This window comes from Streptomyces sp. NPDC048257 (genome assembly GCF_043201855.1).
Lineage (GTDB): Bacteria > Actinomycetota > Actinomycetes > Streptomycetales > Streptomycetaceae > Streptomyces.
Genome location: NZ_JBICZI010000030.1, coordinates 71,483 through 87,025, shown reverse-complemented (window position 1 = coordinate 87,025; position 15,543 = coordinate 71,483). Strand labels below are relative to the sequence as shown.

14 protein-coding genes are annotated in these 15,543 nt (G+C 74.2%); 8 read left to right on the top strand and 6 right to left on the bottom strand.

Annotation, left to right across the window (positions count from 1 at the left end; genetic code table 11):
* Together ACGFZK_RS34005 and ACGFZK_RS34000 are read right to left on the bottom strand one after the other, a co-directional pair.
* Positions 1–769 (bottom strand): ATP-binding cassette domain-containing protein (locus ACGFZK_RS34005; RefSeq protein ID WP_393852715.1); only part of this gene is annotated, 769 nt, incomplete at its 3' end.
* Positions 766–1,440 carry an AIM24 family protein gene (locus tag ACGFZK_RS34000; protein ID WP_393852709.1) on the bottom strand — a complete coding sequence of 225 codons (675 nt, stop codon included), beginning with the start codon at positions 1,438–1,440 and terminating at the stop codon, positions 766–768. The genes ACGFZK_RS34000 and ACGFZK_RS34005, both read right to left, overlap by 4 nt.
* Positions 1,441–1,511: 71 nt before the next feature.
* On the opposite strand from ACGFZK_RS34000, the gene ACGFZK_RS33995 reads away from it, so the two are divergent.
* From ACGFZK_RS33995 to ACGFZK_RS33980, 4 genes are all read left to right on the top strand, one after another.
* The gene (locus ACGFZK_RS33995) at positions 1,512–2,264 is read left to right on the top strand and encodes an aminoacyl-tRNA hydrolase (protein ID WP_393852708.1); all 753 of its coding nucleotides are present in this window, start codon (positions 1,512–1,514) and stop codon (positions 2,262–2,264) included.
* 156 nt (positions 2,265–2,420) lie between these two features.
* Positions 2,421–3,728, top strand: a complete 1,308-nt coding sequence (locus ACGFZK_RS33990; RefSeq protein WP_393852714.1) for a DUF692 domain-containing protein — start codon at positions 2,421–2,423, stop codon at positions 3,726–3,728.
* Positions 3,725–4,771: a TIGR04222 domain-containing membrane protein gene (locus ACGFZK_RS33985; protein WP_393852707.1), complete on the top strand. Its 1,047-nt coding sequence runs from the start codon at positions 3,725–3,727 to the stop codon at positions 4,769–4,771. The genes ACGFZK_RS33990 and ACGFZK_RS33985 overlap by 4 nt, the downstream gene beginning before the upstream one ends.
* Before the next feature lie 133 nt (positions 4,772–4,904).
* Positions 4,905–6,554 carry an alpha/beta hydrolase gene (locus ACGFZK_RS33980; RefSeq protein WP_393852706.1) on the top strand — a complete coding sequence of 550 codons (1,650 nt, stop codon included), beginning with the start codon at positions 4,905–4,907 and terminating at the stop codon, positions 6,552–6,554.
* A gap of 130 nt (positions 6,555–6,684) precedes the next feature.
* Here the strand turns inward: ACGFZK_RS33980 and hemQ are convergent, their stop codons facing one another.
* Complete coding sequence (gene hemQ / locus ACGFZK_RS33975) at positions 6,685–7,398, bottom strand: hydrogen peroxide-dependent heme synthase (protein WP_393852705.1); 714 nt, start codon at positions 7,396–7,398, stop codon at positions 6,685–6,687.
* Between the two features lie 4 nt (positions 7,399–7,402).
* Positions 7,403–8,887 (bottom strand): protoporphyrinogen oxidase, encoded by a 1,485-nt coding sequence (hemG, locus tag ACGFZK_RS33970; RefSeq protein WP_393852713.1) that lies wholly within the window; start codon positions 8,885–8,887, stop codon positions 7,403–7,405.
* Positions 8,888–9,041: 154 nt separating this feature from the next.
* Here hemG and ACGFZK_RS33965 point away from each other — a divergent pair, with 154 nt between their 5' ends.
* The gene (locus tag ACGFZK_RS33965) at positions 9,042–10,061 is read left to right on the top strand and encodes a DUF4349 domain-containing protein (RefSeq protein WP_393852704.1); all 1,020 of its coding nucleotides are present in this window, start codon (positions 9,042–9,044) and stop codon (positions 10,059–10,061) included.
* Between the two features lie 59 nt (positions 10,062–10,120).
* On the top strand, positions 10,121–11,503 hold the full coding sequence (locus tag ACGFZK_RS33960) for an FAD-dependent oxidoreductase (protein ID WP_393852703.1): 1,383 nt from the start codon (positions 10,121–10,123) through the stop codon (positions 11,501–11,503).
* Here ACGFZK_RS33960 and ACGFZK_RS33955 read toward each other — a convergent pair.
* Both ACGFZK_RS33955 and hemE read right to left on the bottom strand, forming a co-directional pair.
* Positions 11,500–12,696: a GDSL-type esterase/lipase family protein gene (locus tag ACGFZK_RS33955; RefSeq protein WP_393852702.1), complete on the bottom strand. Its 1,197-nt coding sequence runs from the start codon at positions 12,694–12,696 to the stop codon at positions 11,500–11,502. The two genes, ACGFZK_RS33960 and ACGFZK_RS33955, sit on opposite strands and share 4 nt — an antisense overlap.
* 78 nt (positions 12,697–12,774) lie before the next feature.
* Positions 12,775–13,839, bottom strand: a complete 1,065-nt coding sequence (gene hemE / locus ACGFZK_RS33950; RefSeq protein ID WP_393852701.1) for a uroporphyrinogen decarboxylase — start codon at positions 13,837–13,839, stop codon at positions 12,775–12,777.
* A gap of 91 nt (positions 13,840–13,930) precedes the next feature.
* On the opposite strand from hemE, the gene ACGFZK_RS33945 reads away from it, so the two are divergent.
* Together ACGFZK_RS33945 and ACGFZK_RS33940 are read left to right on the top strand one after the other, a co-directional pair.
* Positions 13,931–14,587, top strand: coding sequence for a DUF3000 domain-containing protein (locus tag ACGFZK_RS33945; RefSeq protein WP_393852700.1), 657 nt, complete (start codon positions 13,931–13,933; stop codon positions 14,585–14,587).
* A gap of 274 nt (positions 14,588–14,861) precedes the next feature.
* Positions 14,862–15,524 (top strand): response regulator transcription factor, encoded by a 663-nt coding sequence (locus ACGFZK_RS33940; RefSeq protein ID WP_267720058.1) that lies wholly within the window; start codon positions 14,862–14,864, stop codon positions 15,522–15,524.
* The last annotated feature ends 19 nt before the right edge of the window (positions 15,525–15,543 follow it).

The following is a 15,543-nucleotide window of genomic DNA, read 5'->3' as shown; positions in this document are numbered from 1 at the left end:
GGGGGGTGCGGCGGGCGCGCCGGCGCCCGGCGGCGCCGGGGGCGCCCCGGGCCGGCGGGGGGCCGGGGGGGGGGGGGGGCCCCGGGGGCGCCCCCCCGGGCGGGGGGGGGCGGGGGGGCCCGACCGCGTGGATCCGTACGCGGGCCCCTGCCCGGCCGGACACCGGGACCAACGCGGCCGCCTCGACCCGGTAGTGGGCGTCGGCCGCGCCCGCGAGCCGCCGCGGGTCGTGGTCGACGAACACCACGGCGGCTCCGGCGGTGGTGCGTTCGGCGACGGCGCGGTCCAGCTCCGTCCGGGCGGCCGCGTCCAGCCCGGTCCAGGCCTCGTCGAGGACGAGCAGATCCGGTGCGGCGAGCAGGGCCTGGGCGACGGCCACCTTCTGGCTGGTTCCCTTGGACAGTTCGGCCATCGGCGTGCGGGCGTGCCCGGCGGCGCCGAACCGCTCCAGGAGCCCCGCCGCCCGCCGGGCCGCCTCGGCCCGCGGGAGGCCGTGCACCCGCCCCAGGTGGGTCAGGTAGGACGCGGCCGTGAGCGGCAGCGCCGCCGGGAAGCGCTCGGGCACGTAGGCCGTACGGCGCGGGCGTCCCGTGATGCGCCCCTCGGTCGGGGCGTCGATCCCGGCGAGCAGCCGCAGCAGGGTGGACTTGCCGCCGCCGTTGCCGCCTTCGATGCGTACGAGGGCGCCGCGCGGCAGCTCCAGCGAGATCCCGCGCAGCACCCAGGGCCGGCGCGGTCCGTAGCGGCGGCCCACGCCGTTCAGGTTCAGTGCGCGGCCGCCGTCTCGGTGACCTCGCTCGGGCGGACGATGACGAAGCCCTCGCCGCTCAGTTTCAGCTGGACGGCCTCGCCGGAGCCGCCGCGGATCATCGAGCCGACCGACTGGGAGCGGTGCAGGCCGGTCTCCAGCTGGGCGCTCCAGCCGACCACCGCGTCCGTGTCCACGTAGACCGGGGCCTGCGCGGTGACGGGGATGATGATCGGGTGGCCGTCGCAGACGACGGCGAGCTTGCCGGTGCCGGTGAAGAGGCTGTTGAAGAGACCGCCACCGGTCATGCCGGCGCCCTTCACCATCTTGATCTCGTAGGACAGGGTCGGGTCGAAGCAGAGCACGTTGCGGCCGTTGATGGTGAGGGCGTCACCCGGCTCGAAGTCGATGATGAAGCAGTTGCCGGCCTGGTGGGCGAACCAGGCCTCGCCCTGGCCGCGTACGGACATGAGCGCGAGGCCCTCGCCCGTGACGGCGCGCTTGAGCATGCCGCCTATGCCCTGCCCCTTGCGCTCGAACTGGAGGTTGCCGCGGAAGGCGACCATCGAGCCCTGACGGGCCAGCATTTCACCGTTGACGTTGTACTTCACGGACTTGGCGTTCTGCAGGCTCATGCCAGGGGTGACGGCCGCCTGGGCCAGGTTCTCGGACGCGAAAAGATCACTCTTCATGGCTTCGATCCTCACCCGGGTCCCCCACCCGGGGCATCATCCTGAAGGTGGAGGCTGGCATCCTTGGCGGGATGAGCAGCCAGCACACGAACGACATCACCGGCGTCCCCGCGGTCGGGGCCGACAGCCCCTTCCGGCAGGAGCACGTACTGCGCGACGAGGCTCCGCAGTTCGTCCTGCCACTGGTGGTGCGGATCGAGAAGGCCGGTCCGCCCGCCCGGACCGACGCCCTGGAGACGGCGGCCCGCGCGGTACTGGTGCTGCTCACCGACGAGCGGGCGCACGGCGAGGGCGAGTGGGCCCAGGCCGTCCGCGACTGGCAGGACGCCCGGATCCGCAAGGTGGTCCGCCGGGCGCGCGGGGCGGAGTGGCGCAAGGCGGAGACCCTGCCGGGCATCACGGTGGACGGGGCGGGCGCGCAGGTACGGGTCTTCCCGCCGGTGCCCCTCGACGGCTGGCCCAAGGAGCTGGCCAAGCTCCAGGTGTCGGGCACCGATCTGGACGACCCGGAGCCGGTCACCGCGGCCACGGAGCCGGGTCTGCCGGTGCTCTGGCTCAACCCCGGCCTCGACATGTCGGCCGGCAAGGCCATGGCCCAGGCCGGGCACGCGGCTCAGCTGGCGTGGTGGGAGCTGGCGGAGCCGGAGCGGGCCGCCTGGCAGGCCTCCGGTTTCCGTCTGGCGGTACGGACGGCCCCGCGCGAGCGGTGGGCGGAGCTGAGCGGGAGCGGGCTGCCGGTGGTCCGGGACGCCGGATTCACCGAGATCGCGCCGGGCAGCGCGACGGTGGTCGCCGACCACCCGGCGCTGCGGGCCCGGCTCTGACGGCCCGGCTCCGACGGCCCGGATCCGCGGGGGCCCCGGTCGGCGGGAACCTCAAATGTTCCTCTGAACGTCCCCTCCTGCGGGTTGGCGAGACTCCGCCGGGGCCATGACATCGGCACACGGTGCGACGAGAGGGGGCGAGGGGACATGAAACCCATGGCACACCTGGGGGTGGGCATCGGCTGGCGGCCGGAGATCGCGGACGCCGTCGAGCGGCTGCCCGGCCTGGACTGGGTCGAGGTGGTGGCCGAGAACGTATGCCCGGGCCACCTGCCCGAGTCGCTGCTGCGGCTGCGCGAGCGGGGTACGCGCGTGGTGCCGCACGGCGTCTCGCTCGGACTCGGCGGCGCCGACCGCCCCGATCCGGCGAAGCTGGCGGCACTCGGCGAGCGGGCGGTGGCGCTGGGGGCGCCGCTCGTCACCGAGCACATCGCCTTCGTACGGACCTCCTCGCCCGTGCTGGAGGCCGGGCACCTGCTGCCGGTGCCGCGCACCCGCGACGCGCTGGACGTGCTGTGCGAGAACGTGCGGATCGCGCAGGACGCGCTGCCGGTGCCGCTGGCCCTGGAGAACATCGCCGCGCTGTTCTCGTGGCCGGGCGAGGAGCTGACGGAAGGGCAGTTCCTCACGGAGCTGGTCGAGCGGACCGGTGTCCGGCTGCTCGTCGACGTGGCCAACCTGCACACCAACCGGGTCAACCGGGGCGAGGACCCGGCCGCCGTGCTGGACGCGATCCCGCTGGAGGCGCTGGCGTACGTACACGTGGCGGGCGGGGTCGAGCGGGACGGCGTCTGGCACGACACCCACGCGCACCCGGTGCCGCCGGTGGTGCTCGACCTGCTGGCCGGGCTGCGCTCCCGGGTGGACCCGCCGGGCGTCCTGCTGGAGCGGGACGACGACTTCCCCCCGGAGGCGGAGCTCGCGGAAGAACTGGAAGCGATCCGGGCGGTGGTGACGGCGGGAGCGGGCACCGCTCCCCCGGCGCCGGCCGGCGCCGTATCCGCCCCGGCCGGAACGCGGCCGCGCCCCGTCGAGGAACCGCGCCCGGTCGAGGAGTCGGCCCGGACCCGGGTGGCGCTCGGGCAGGCCGCGCTGCTGTCGGCGCTGGTGGCCGGGACCCCGGTGCCCGAGGGCTTCGACCGCCGGCGGATCCGGGTGCAGGCCCGGGCGCTGGCCGCCAAGCGGGCCGACGTGGTGGCGAAGCTGGCTCCCGAGCTGCCCTCGATCCTGGGCGGCCCGGAACCGTACCGCGAGGCCTTCCTCTCCTATGCCAAGAGCCGGCCGATGAAGGCCGGGTACCGCCGGGACGCGCTGGACTTCACCGAGGACCTGCTGATCCGGGACCTGCCGGCCGATCCGGCCGCCCGGCGCCGGCTCACCGCCTGGTGGCGGGACCGGGCCGGGGCCAAACCGCCCCGCCGGATCGTGCGCTGGGCCCGTACGCTCACCGGGAGAGCGGCATGAACCTCCTCGCCGTGGCGATCTGGATCGCCGTCGTCACCTCCTCCGTCCTGCTGATGACCGGGGTGGGCAGATCCCGGCCCGCGCCCGCGGGACCCGCACCCGCCCTGCACGACCTGTCCGAGGCCGCCTTCCTGGTGGGCGGCCCCGGCACCGTCGTCGACGCCGCGCTCGTCTCGATGCTCGGGGACGGCCGGCTGGTCGTCGGCGGTCCGGGCATCGTCCAGGTCCACCCCGCGGCGCGGGCCACCGACCCCGCCGAGCGGGCCGTCCTCCAGGCCCACCAGGGGGCGTCCTCGGGCTGGCTCTACCAGGTGCGCTACACCGCCATGTGCGACCCGGCCGTCCAGGAGATCGGGGACGCGCTGGCCGCCCGTGGGCTGATCGCCCCGCCCGGACCCGGGCCGCGGACCCGGCGTCGCTGGGGGCTCGTCCAGGCAACCGTGTGCGCGCTGCTGTTCCCGGTGTCGATGGTGCTGACCTTCGTGGGGCTCGCCCTCGACTCCGGCCCCGGGGTGCCGTTCATCCTCAAAGTGCTGTTCGCCCTGGTGGGCGGCATCATCGTGGGCCTGGTCTGCGCGGCCCGGGCCAAGAGCCGGGTGACCCGGGCGGGGGCGCGGGCGCTGCGCGCGGTCCGCTCCGCCCACCTGAACGACCGGACCCCGCACGTGCAGACCGCTCTGTTTGGGCTGCGCGGCCTGCGGGACCCCTACCTGCGCCAGCAGTTGGTGCCCGCCGTGCGCGGCACCCGGCTGGCCGCGGCGCAGTCGCGCACCCGCACCCACGGCACGGACAGCTCCTCGCACTGGTCCTCGGCCGAGGTGCTGCCGATCGTCTGGTGCGCCGCGAGCGACGGTGGCAGCGGCTCGAGCTGCGGCGGCGGTTCGGGGTGCGGTTCCTCCGGGGGCGGCTGCGGATCCTCCGGCGGCGGCTCCGGCTGCTCCGGCGGCGGCTCCGGCTGTTCGAGCAGCAGCAGCTCCAGTTGCGGCAGTTCGTCGAGTTGCAGCAGCTCGTCCAGCTCCAGTTGCGGCAGCAGCTCCTCCTGACCGCCGGGGGTACGGCAACCGGGGGCGAAATCCGCGGCAAGGGGACCATCGGCGCCGACACCCGCCGGTGATCCTTTACAACCGCGGCGCCCAGGCCTCTCATCGGTTCATCGGATGAGACGAAGGGGCCGCCATGCGGACGGAACTCGCACGCCACGGAGCCGCCGTGGCAGCGCTCTCCTTCGTCCTCTGCGCCCCGGCCCAGCTCCCGGCGCACGCCGCGCAGACCGCCGCCCCCGGCCCCCTCGGCGGGACGGCGGCCGAGGCGGCCGGCGCCGCCCTCGCCGCCCGCCGCGCGGCGGCCGGGGGCGGTCTCGACTTCGGCCACTGCCCCGACGCCGAGGGGCTCCCCGGCCCGGTCCGGTGCGCCACCCTGCGCGTACCGCTCGACTACGCCCGCCCCGACGGCCCGCAGATCTCCCTCACCGTCAGCCGGGTGGCGGCCACCGGTGCTCGCGGCGCCGTCCGCCAGGGCGCACTGGTCCACAACCCCGGCGGCCCCGGAGCCTCCGGCATGCACTTCCCGCTCACCGCCGGCCTCCCCGGCTGGGAAAAGATCGCCGCCGCCTACGATCTCGTCGGCTACGCCCCGCGCGGCGTCGGCCGCTCCGCCCCGCTGTCCTGCCAGGACCCCGCCACCCGGGCCGGGGGCCCCACCCAGCTCCCGGCCGACCCCTCCCCGGCGTACAAGAGGCAGCGCCTCGCGGCAGCCCGGGCCTACGCCCGGGGCTGTGCCCGGCGGGCCGGGGCGGCCCTGCCGCACTACACGACGCTCAACAACGCCCGCGACCTGGACGTCCTGCGGGCCGCGCTCGGCGAGCGGAAGCTGACCTTCATGGGCGCCTCGTACGGCACCTACCTCGGCGCCGTCTACGCCACGCTGCACCCGAGCCGCGTCCGCCGGATGGTCCTCGACTCGGCGGTCGATCCCGACCCGCGGCGCGTCTGGTACCGCAACAACCTCGACCAGTCACCCGGCTTCGAGCTCCGCTGGTACGACTTCCGCGCATGGGCGGCCCGGCACCACGACACGTACCGGCTCGGCGCCACCCCGGCGGCCGTCCAGGCGAGCTACGAGCGCGTCCGGGACGCGGTGGCCCGTACGCCCGCGGGCGGGGTCGTCGGCACCGGTGAACTCCGGGCGGCCTACCTCCAGGCCGCGTACTACGACGACGTGTGGCCGGACCGGGCGGCGGCCCTCGCGGCCTTCCTGCGCGGCGATCCGGCGCGGCTCACCGCCCAGGCCGCCCCCGACCCGGACACGGCGGCCGAGGCGGAGAACGCGACGGCGGTGTACACGGCGGTGCTGTGCAACGACGCCTCCTGGCCCGCGGACTGGGAGACCTGGGACCGCGACAACACCGAACTGGCCCGCCGGGCCCCCTTCGAGACCTGGGCCAACGCCTTCCTGAACCTCCCGTGCGCCTCCTGGCCGGTGCGCGAGCGGCAGCGGCCGGTACCCGTCGGGGCCCAGCCGGAGCCGCTGCCCCGGACCCTGGTGGTCGCGGCGGAGCGGGACGGGGCGACTCCGTACCCGGGCGCGCTGGAACTGCAGCGGCGGCTCGGCGCCGGGGCTTCGCTGGTGACGGAGGCGGGGGCCGGCTCCCACGGAGTGGTCGGCGGACGCAACGACTGCGTGGACCGTCACGTGGAGCGGTATCTGCTGACGGGCGCCACCCCCGGGTGGCGTGTCACGTGTGCGCCGCATCCGGAGCCCGCACCGGTGTCGCTGGACGACCGGGCAGCGAGCGCCCGCAGGGCGTTGCTGCCGCCAGTCGTCTGAACTTCCGGGCGGGATCTCCGGCTGCGTCGTTTCGGGGGCAGGGGCCGTCTTCCGGACCAGCCTCCCGATCCACCGGAGGAACTCACCTGACGGTGTGGTCGTCCTCCGGTCCTTCCCCCCAGGGGAGGTATCAGGCGAGCCCGGCCACCAGATCGGCGACGGACTTGCGGCGCCCGGTGTAGAAGGGCACCTCTTCACGGACGTGCATACGGGCCTCGGAGGCGCGCAGGTGACGCATGAGGTCGACGATGCGGTACAGCTCGTCCGCCTCGAAGGCCAGCAGCCACTCGTAGTCGCCGAGGGAGAAGGAGGCGACGGTGTTGGCGCGCACGTCCGGGTAGCCGCGGGCCATCTTGCCGTGGTCGGCGAGCATGCGGCGGCGGTCCTCGTCGGGCAGCAGGTACCAGTCGTAACTGCGCACGAAGGGGTACACGCTGACGTACTCGCGCGCGACCTCGTCGGCCAGGAAGGCCGGGATGTGCGACTTGTTGAACTCGGCCGGGCGGTGCAGGGCCATGTTCGACCAGACCGGCTCCAGGGCGCGGCCCAGCTTGGTGCGGCGGAACAGGTTGTAGGCGGTCTGCAGCTCGTCCGCCGTCTCGGCGTGCCACCAGATCATGACGTCGGCGTCGGCGCGCAGGCCGGAGACGTCGTAGGTGCCGCGGACGGTGATGTCCTTGGCGCCCAGCTGGTCGAAGAGCTCCTGGACCTCGTCGGCGTAGCCGGACCGATCCTCGGGAAGAACGTCCTTCAGCTTGAAGACGGACCACAGGGTGTAGCGGATGACCTCGTTGAGGTCCTTCGCCTTCTTCCCCGCGTTGGGAATCTTCTCTGGTGCAGTCATGTGCCTATTGTCCCGTGCGCTGATCAGTGGTCGGTGCCAGGGGTCCCGTACGCGCACCGAGCGCGGCGAGCACCGCGTCCGCGGCCTTGTCCGCGCTCGCGATACAGGCCGGGATGCCCACCCCGTCGTAGACGGCGCCGCACACCGCGAGGCCCGGCAGGGCCGCTACGGCGCCGCGGATCCGGGCGACGCGGTCGAGGTGGCCGACCGGGTACTGGGGCAGTCCGCCGTCCCAGCGGGTGACGGTGGAGGCGACGGGCCGGGCCGCCAGGCCGACGGCCTCGCCGAGGTCGGCGAGGGAGAGGTCGACGAGCTCGCCGTCCTCGCGCTGCAGGTCGCCCTCGTCGGCGTAGCGGCCCACGGAGGTGCGCAGCAGGAAGAGCTCCGGGTCCGCCCCGGCCCAGGCCCACTTGTTGCTGGAGAAGGTGGAGGCCTTGATGGTCCGGCCGTCGACGGGCGGTACGAGGAACCCGCTGGCGCCGCCGCCGGAGACGGCCTCGGGCAGCTCGGAGCGGCGGAAGGCCATCGTGATCAGGGCCATGGAGGCGTATTCGACCCCGCGCAGCTCGGCCGCGGCGGCCGGCGCGAGCCCGTCCAGCAGGCGTGCGGCGGGCCCGGCCGGGGTGGCCACGACCACGGCGTCGGCCTCGACGACCTCGGCGTCGGCCACCACCCGCCAGCCGGCGGCCGTACGGATCACCTCGCGGACGGGGGTGTCGGTGACCAGCCGGGCTCCGGCCGAGCGGCAGGCCTCGGCCACGGCGAGCGGGAGCCGTCCGATGCCGCCGTCGATGCCGGCGAAGACGGGACCGGCCTGCTGGGGCGCTGCCTCCGCCCGGCGCTGCAGTTCCCGTACGCCGTCGCCCAGGAGGGCGTGGGTGCGGGCGGCCTCGAAGAGCTGGGGCACGGCGGCCCGCATGGAGATCCGGTAGGCGTCGCCCGCGTAGACCCCGCCGAGCAGCGGTTCCACCAGCCGGTCGACGACCTCGCGGCCGAGGCGGGCCGCGACGTACGCGCCGACGGCGACGTCTTCGCCGATCTCGGTGGGCGGCAGTGTCCGCTCGGCCTCGATGCGGGCCAGGCCCTCGGCGGAGAGCACTCCGGAGGCGGCGAGCGGTCCCAGGTCCCCGGGGACGCCCATGACGTGTCCGCGCGGCATCGGCCGCAGCGCTCCGCGGGTCCACAGGTGGGCGGTGGCGGTGGCGGGCGCCTGCACGGCTTCGCCGAGGCCCACGGCCCGGGCCAGGGCCACGGCCTCGGGGCGGCGGGCGAGCATGGATTCGGCGCCGAGGTCGACGCGGGCCCCGGCGAGCTCGCCGGCGTACAGCTTGCCGCCGAGCCGCGGTCCGGCCTCCAGCAGGGTGACGCGGACGCCTCCGGCGAGGAGCCGATGGGCTGCCGCGAGGCCCGCGATGCCGCCACCGATGACCACGACGTGGTCCGGGGAGCCGGTGGATCCGGAGGAGCCGCCGGGCCGGTCCGTACGCATGTCCGCTTCGTGCATGGACACATCGTCTCAGATCGATCTCCGAGGCCGGACCGTGACCGCATCGGGATCGGCCCGGGACCGTGAACACGAAACCCGCGACGGGACTCTGTACGTCGAAACGGCAACACCAGCCGAACCTCGGGGGTTTACAGCGATGCGCAGCTTCGACAGACACCGTTCCGCGGCGGCCCTGGCCGCCCTCTCGCTGGCCGGGGCGCTCGCGCTCACCGGCTGCGGCGCGGGCGACCAGGGATCCGCGAACGACAAGGCGGCGGTGGCTCCCGCCGCCGACGGCAAGGCCCCGGAGGGCGCCGCGGCGGCTCCGGCGCCGGCCGGGTCCGCGGGGGCCGGATCCGCGGGCGCCGCGAACTCCTCCGGCTCCTCCGCCGACAAGAACGCCCAGCCGCCGGCCGTGGTCCGCCCGAACGTCATCCGTACGGCGACCCTCGGCATCGAGACGGCGGACGTCCAGAAGACGCTCGCCGCCGCCCGCACGGCGGCCGACGGGGCGGGCGGCTACGTCGGCAACGAGTCCACCAAGCGCGGCGAGGACGGCCGGATGACCTCGACCCTGACCCTGCGGGTGCCGGGCGAGCACTACGACGCCGTGCTCGGCGCGATGGAGGGCAGCGGGAAGCTCCTGCACCGCAAGGTCGACGCGCAGGACGTCACCGAGAAGGTCGCCGACATCGGCAGCCGCGTGGCCTCGCAGCAGGCCAGCGTGGCGCGGGTGCGGGAGATGATGGGCAAGGCCTCGGCGCTGAGCGAGGTGGTGATGCTGGAGAGCGAGCTGTCCCGCCGCCAGTCCGACCTGGAGTCGCTGCTGGCGCAGCAGACGGCGCTGAAGGACAAGACCTCGCTGGGCACCATCACGCTGGAGGTCACGGAGCCGGCCGCGAAGCCGGCGGAGGAGAAGAAGGAGAAGAAGAAGGAGCCGACCTTCCTGGGGGCCCTGGGCGGCGGCTGGGACGTCTTCGCCAAGGTCGTGCGCTACCTGACGGTGGCGGTGGGCGCGCTGCTGCCGTTCGCGCTGACGGCCGCGGTGGTGGCGCTGCTGGTCCGGCTGTACCGGCGGTGGCGTCCGGCGCCGCCGAAGCCGGGCCCGGCCGCGAAGCGGGTGACGGTGCCTGCCGCCAGGACGGCTCCGGACACCGAGGCCGACGTACAGGACTGAACGCGCGTTCGGCCGTAGCGTGTTCATCATCCAACGGTGGTGAAGGGGCGGTACGGACGATGGCGACGGAAAGACTGGTGGTGGTCGGCGGTGACGCGGCGGGAATGTCCGCCGCGTCACAGGCCCGCAGGCTCAAGAGCCCGGCGGAGCTGGAGATCGTCGCCTTCGAACGTGGGCACTTCACCTCCTACTCCGCGTGCGGGATCCCGTACTGGGTCGGCGGGCAGGTCGCCGAGCGCGACGACCTGATCGCCCGTACCCCGGAGGAGCACCGCGCCCGGGACATCGATCTGCGCACGCGCACGGAGGTCGTGGAGCTGGACCTCGCCGGATCCCGGGTGCGCGCCCGCGATCTGGACAGCGGATCCGAATCCTGGACGGACTACGACAAGCTCGTCCTCGCGACGGGCGCCCGCCCCGTCCGTCCCCGGCTCCCCGGCATCGGCGCGCACGGGGTCCACGGCATCCAGAGTCTGGACGACGGCCAGCGCCTGATGGACACGCTGCGGCGCACCGAGGGCCGCCGGGCGGTCGTGGTCGGCGCGGGCTACATCGGGGTGGAGATGGCGGAGGCCCTGGTGGGGCGGGGCTACGAGGTCACCGTCCTGCACCGGGGCGAGCAGCCGATGGCCACGCTGGACCCGGACATGGGCGGCCTGGTGCACAGCGCGATGAACCGCATGGGGATCCGTACGGTCTCCCGCGCCGAGGTGACGAAGATCCTCACCGACGAGGAGGGCCGGGCCCGTGCGGTGGCCACCTCGGCGGGCGATGAGTACGAGGCGGACGTGGTCGTACTCGGCATCGGCGTGGAGCCCCGCACCGCGCTCGCCCGCACCGCCGGACTCCCGCTCGGCACTTCGGGCGGCATCCTCACCGACCTCTCGATGCGGGTCCGGGGCCACGAGAACATCTGGTCGGGCGGCGACTGCGTGGAGGTCCTGGACCTGGTCGCGGGCCGCACCCGGCACATCCCGCTGGGCACGCACGCCAACAAGCACGGCCAGGTCATCGGCTCGGGCGTGGGCGGCGGCTACGCGACCTTCCCCGGGGTGGTCGGCACGGCGGTCAGCAAGGTCTGCGACCTGGAGATCGCCCGTACGGGGCTGCGCGAGCGGGACGCGCTGGAGGCGGGCCTGCGGTTCGTGACGGCCACCATCACCTCCACCAACACCGCGGGCTACTACCCGGGCGCGGCGGAGATGACGGTGAAGATGCTGGCGGAGCGCCGTACGGGCCGCCTCCTCGGGGTCCAGATCGTCGGCGGCGCGGGTTCGGCGAAGCGGGTGGACATCGCGGCGGTGGCCCTCACGGCGGGGATGACGGTGGACCGGATGGTGTCCCTGGACCTGGGCTACGCCCCGCCGTTCTCCCCGGTCTGGGACCCGATCCTGGTGGCGGCCCGCAAGGCGGTCTCCGCGGTCCACTCGGCCGGGGTCTAAGCCGTATTCCGCGTCTGCGGCTGTGCGAAGGGGCCGCCGGCGGCGAAGGCGTGGGCCGCGAACCGTTCGCCCATGCGGCGGTGCGCGGCCGCGTCCGGGTGGAGGTTGTCGGGCAGCGGCAGCTCCGCGCCGTCCTGCTCGCCGTAGAGGGCGCGGCCGTCGAGGTGGTGCAGGTTCGGGTCGTCGGCCGCCCGCTGCCGCACGATCCGGGCCAGCTCGTCCCGGATGACGCCCAGGGTCAGCTTCCCGGCGGCCCGTTCGGCGGGGTCGCCCGCGGCCGTGAACCGCAGCCGCCCCTCGGCGAGTGCGCTGAAGTCCGGCACGCTGGGGCCGGGGGTGTCCTCGTGGACGGGGCACAGGATCGGCGAGACGACCAGGAGCGGGACGGTGGGGTGCCCCTCGCGCACGGTGTCGAGGAAGCCGTGCACCGCGGGGCCGAAGGCCCGCAGGCGCATCAGATCGCGGTTGACGAGGTTGATGCCGATCTTGACGCTGATCAGGTCCGCGGGGGTGTCGCGCAGGGCGCGGGCGGTGAACGGGTCGAGCAGCGCGTTGCCGCTCAGGCCCAGGTTGGTCAGCTCCACACCGCCGAGGGTGGCGGCCAGCGCGGGCCAGGTGGTGCTGGGGCTCGCGGCGTCTGAGCCGTGGCTGATCGAACTGCCGTGGTGCAGCCACCTGCGGCGGCCCGTGTCGGGCAGCGGCTCGACGGGGGCGTCCGTACGCAGGGCGACCAGCTCGGTCGTCTCGTTGTGCGGCAGCCAGATCTCGACGTCCTTGGGGCGGTCGGGGAGGCCGGAGAACCGTACGGTTCCGGGCGGGCCGGACCGGGGCCGCACGGCGCCGGTGGCCATGTCGACCTGGAGGACGTTGCCGCCGCCGACACCGGCCTGCCCGGCCGGCAGGCCGTCGATCAGCAGGTCGTACAGGCCGTCGGGACGCGGCGGGGCGCCGTCGTAGGCCATCTTCGTGCGGAGCGCGTCCAGCTCGATGACGGTGGCCCGGGTGCGGAACGCCAGCCGTACGCCGGAGGGCTGCGTCTCGGCCAGGGCCAGGTCTCCGTCGGCGAACTGGGCCCGGGCCCGGGCGGGCAGCCGGTGCGGCAGCAGCCCGTGCTCGGTGCGCTCCAGGTCCAGGGCGCCGCGCAGGAGGTCCGGGGTGATGGGGGTGGTGATCCGGTCGGATTCATGGCTCATGCACACACCCTGCCGACCGGGCCGCCGGTCCGCCACGTCGTTTCCCCGGCGCCCGGCTCCCCGTTGCGGGGAGCGGTCTCAGCGCTCGGTGCGGGTGTGGACGTACTCCACCAGGCGGGTCAGCGCGTCGGGGTCGGTCGTCGGGAGGACGCCGTGGCCCAGGTTGAAGACGTGGCCCTCCAGGCCGGCGGCGGCCGCGAGGACCTCGTCCGTCTTGGCCTCGACCGCCTCCGGGGTGGAGAAGAGCACGGCCGGGTCCAGGTTGCCCTGGAGCGCCTTGCCGGGGCCGACCCGGCGAACGGCCTCGTCCAGCGAGACCCGGTAGTCGACGCCCATGACGTCCGCGCCGGCCTCGCCCATGAGGCCGAGGAGCTCGCCCGTGCCCACGCCGAAGTGGATCCGCGGGACTCCGTAGGAGGCGACGGACTCCAGGACCTTCGCGGACGCGGGCATCACCGAGCGGCGGTAGTCCGCCGGGGCGAGGGCGCCGACCCAGGAGTCGAAGAGCTGGACGGCCGAGGCGCCGGCCTCGATCTGGACCTTCAGGAAGGCGGAGGTGATCTCCGCGAGGCGGTCCAGGAGATCGGCCCACAGCTGCGGGTCCCCGTACATGAGGGCCTTGGTGTGCTCGTGGTTCTTCGAGGGACCGCCCTCGACCAGGTAGCTCGCGAGGGTGAAAGGTGCGCCCGCGAAACCGATCAACGGCGTGGAGCCCAGTTCACCCGTGAGCATGCCGATCGCCTCGGTGACGTACGAGACGTCCTCGGGGGTGAGGTCGCGCAGCTGTGCGAGGTCCTCGCGGCGGCGGATCGGCTGGGCGACGACCGGGCCGATGCCCGGCTTGATGTCCAGGTCGACCCCGATGGCCTTGAGCGGGACCACGATGTCGGAGAAGAAGATCGCCGCGTCCACGTTGTGGCGGCGCACGGGCTGCAGCGTGATCTCGGTGACCAGGTCGGGCCGCATGCAGGACTCCAGCATCTGCGTGCCCTCGCGCAGCTTGCGGTACTCCGGGAGCGAGCGCCCCGCCTGCCGCATGAACCACACCGGGGTGTGCGGCACCGGCTCCCGCCGGCACGCCTTCAGGAAGGCGGAATCGTACGTCTGGCTCGGCTGGCCCGTGGGGCGGGTGTTGGCACTCACGACCCAAATCTTCGCACGTATGAAGAAGTGTCCGCCCCGGCGAGGGTGTCCCTGCGCCGTACGGGCGGCCGTTCCGCCTAGTCTTCCCCGCATGGCTGCGGCTCAGGGACGATTTTCAGATGGCGCCGAGGGTATGGACAGCGCGAAGGAGAGCTCCGTCCCGCTCCCGTTCCGGCGGGCGGTCGACGGCTTGAAGAAGGCCCGGCTGCGTCCGGGGATCGAGATCGACCCCACCAAACCACCCCAGAGACTGGCGCCGCACGCCTACGCGCTGGAGGCCGCGGTGGTGGACGGCGAGGACGACCTGGCGGACGGCCGGCTCATCCTGCTCCACGATCCGGCCGGGCACGACGCCTGGCAGGGGACCTTCCGGCTGGTGACGCTCGTCCGGGCGGAGCTGGAGCCGGAGATGGCCGCGGATCCGCTGCTGCCCGAGGTGTGCTGGTCCTGGCTGACCGGCGCGCTGGAGGCCCGCGGGCTGGCGTACGGGGAGGCGAGCGGCACCGTGACGATGGCGGGCTCGCACTACTTCGGCGGGCTCTCGGAGCGGCGGCCGGCCACGCAGATCGAGATCAGGGCCTCGTGGACGCCGCGCGAGGGCGTGGGCGGGGTGCCGGACACCTCGGCGCACCTGTCGGCGTGGTGCGAACTGCTGTGCCAGATCGCGGGGCTGCCGCCGGTGGGCCCGACGGACACCGCGACGGGTGTGGTCTCCCTGCCACAGCGTCGCGGTCCGCACCACCCGTAGCCGCGGGGCCGTCCGGCCGCGCGGAAACGGCGTCCGAGGTGGAACTGCTGATCGAAGACCTGGGCAGACTGTCGAAAGACGGCGTCCCTTGCGGGCTTCTGATCAACCGATGATCGATCGTGCGTCCGAATTGCCCGAATTGTTACTCACCAAATCGTGATCATTCCCTAAAGCCGGGCGGGTGACGTGCCGAAGGAGTGGGTGACCATCCGTACGGTTCGCACCGGCTTCCTTCCCCGAGCCGGCCGTCCCGCCACTCCCCCAGGAGGCCTAGGTGTCCGTTCTTCTCGAGCAGCCCGCAAGCCTGGTCGCCTACCGCCCGAACAAGCCGACGGCCATGGTCGTCGTGGCCGACCCGCGCGTCCGCTCCACCGTGACCCGTCATCTGTGGGCCCTCGGAGTACGTGACGTGATCGAGGCGTCGTCCATCGCGGAGGCCCGTCCCCGCGTCGCCAGCCCGCGCGACATCTGCGTGGCCGACGTACACCTGCCCGACGGTTCCGGTCTCACCCTGCTCTCCGAGACCCGGGCCGCCGGCTGGCCCAACGGCCTGGCCCTGTCCGCCGCCGACGACATCGGCGCCGTGCGCAACGCCCTCGCGGGCGGAGTCAAGGGCTACGTCGTCACCGGTACCCGGACCAACATCGGGCTCCCCACCCGGCCCGGCGCCGCCCCCATCGGCGCTGCCGCCGCCCGTATGCACCGCCGCCCCCCGGGTGCCCCGAGCCACCCGGGCGGCTACCGGGAGCTCTCCGGCCGCGAGGTCGAGGTCCTGCGCCTCGTCGCGGAGGGCCAGTCCAACAAGGCCATCGGCGTCTCGATGGGCCTGTCCGCCCTGACCGTCAAGTCCCACCTCGCCCGGATCGCCCGCAAGCTGGGCACCGGTGACCGCGCCGGAATGGTCGCCGTGGCGCTGCGTACCGGGATCATCCACTGACCGCGGGCCGGGGCCCCCG

Coding starts and splice junctions, on each gene's coding strand:
- ACGFZK_RS34000 (WP_393852709.1), bottom strand. CDS start 1,440: ATGAAGAGTGATCTTTTCGCGTCCGAGAACCTGGCCCAGGCGGCCGTC.
- ACGFZK_RS33995 (WP_393852708.1), top strand. CDS start 1,512: ATGAGCAGCCAGCACACGAACGACATCACCGGCGTCCCCGCGGTCGGG.
- ACGFZK_RS33990 (WP_393852714.1), top strand. CDS start 2,421: ATGGCACACCTGGGGGTGGGCATCGGCTGGCGGCCGGAGATCGCGGAC.
- ACGFZK_RS33985 (WP_393852707.1), top strand. CDS start 3,725: ATGAACCTCCTCGCCGTGGCGATCTGGATCGCCGTCGTCACCTCCTCC.
- ACGFZK_RS33980 (WP_393852706.1), top strand. CDS start 4,905: ATGCGGACGGAACTCGCACGCCACGGAGCCGCCGTGGCAGCGCTCTCC.
- hemQ (WP_393852705.1), bottom strand. CDS start 7,398: ATGACTGCACCAGAGAAGATTCCCAACGCGGGGAAGAAGGCGAAGGAC.
- hemG (WP_393852713.1), bottom strand. CDS start 8,887: ATGCGTACGGACCGGCCCGGCGGCTCCTCCGGATCCACCGGCTCCCCG.
- ACGFZK_RS33965 (WP_393852704.1), top strand. CDS start 9,042: ATGCGCAGCTTCGACAGACACCGTTCCGCGGCGGCCCTGGCCGCCCTC.
- ACGFZK_RS33960 (WP_393852703.1), top strand. CDS start 10,121: ATGGCGACGGAAAGACTGGTGGTGGTCGGCGGTGACGCGGCGGGAATG.
- ACGFZK_RS33955 (WP_393852702.1), bottom strand. CDS start 12,696: ATGAGCCATGAATCCGACCGGATCACCACCCCCATCACCCCGGACCTC.
- ACGFZK_RS33945 (WP_393852700.1), top strand. CDS start 13,931: ATGGCTGCGGCTCAGGGACGATTTTCAGATGGCGCCGAGGGTATGGAC.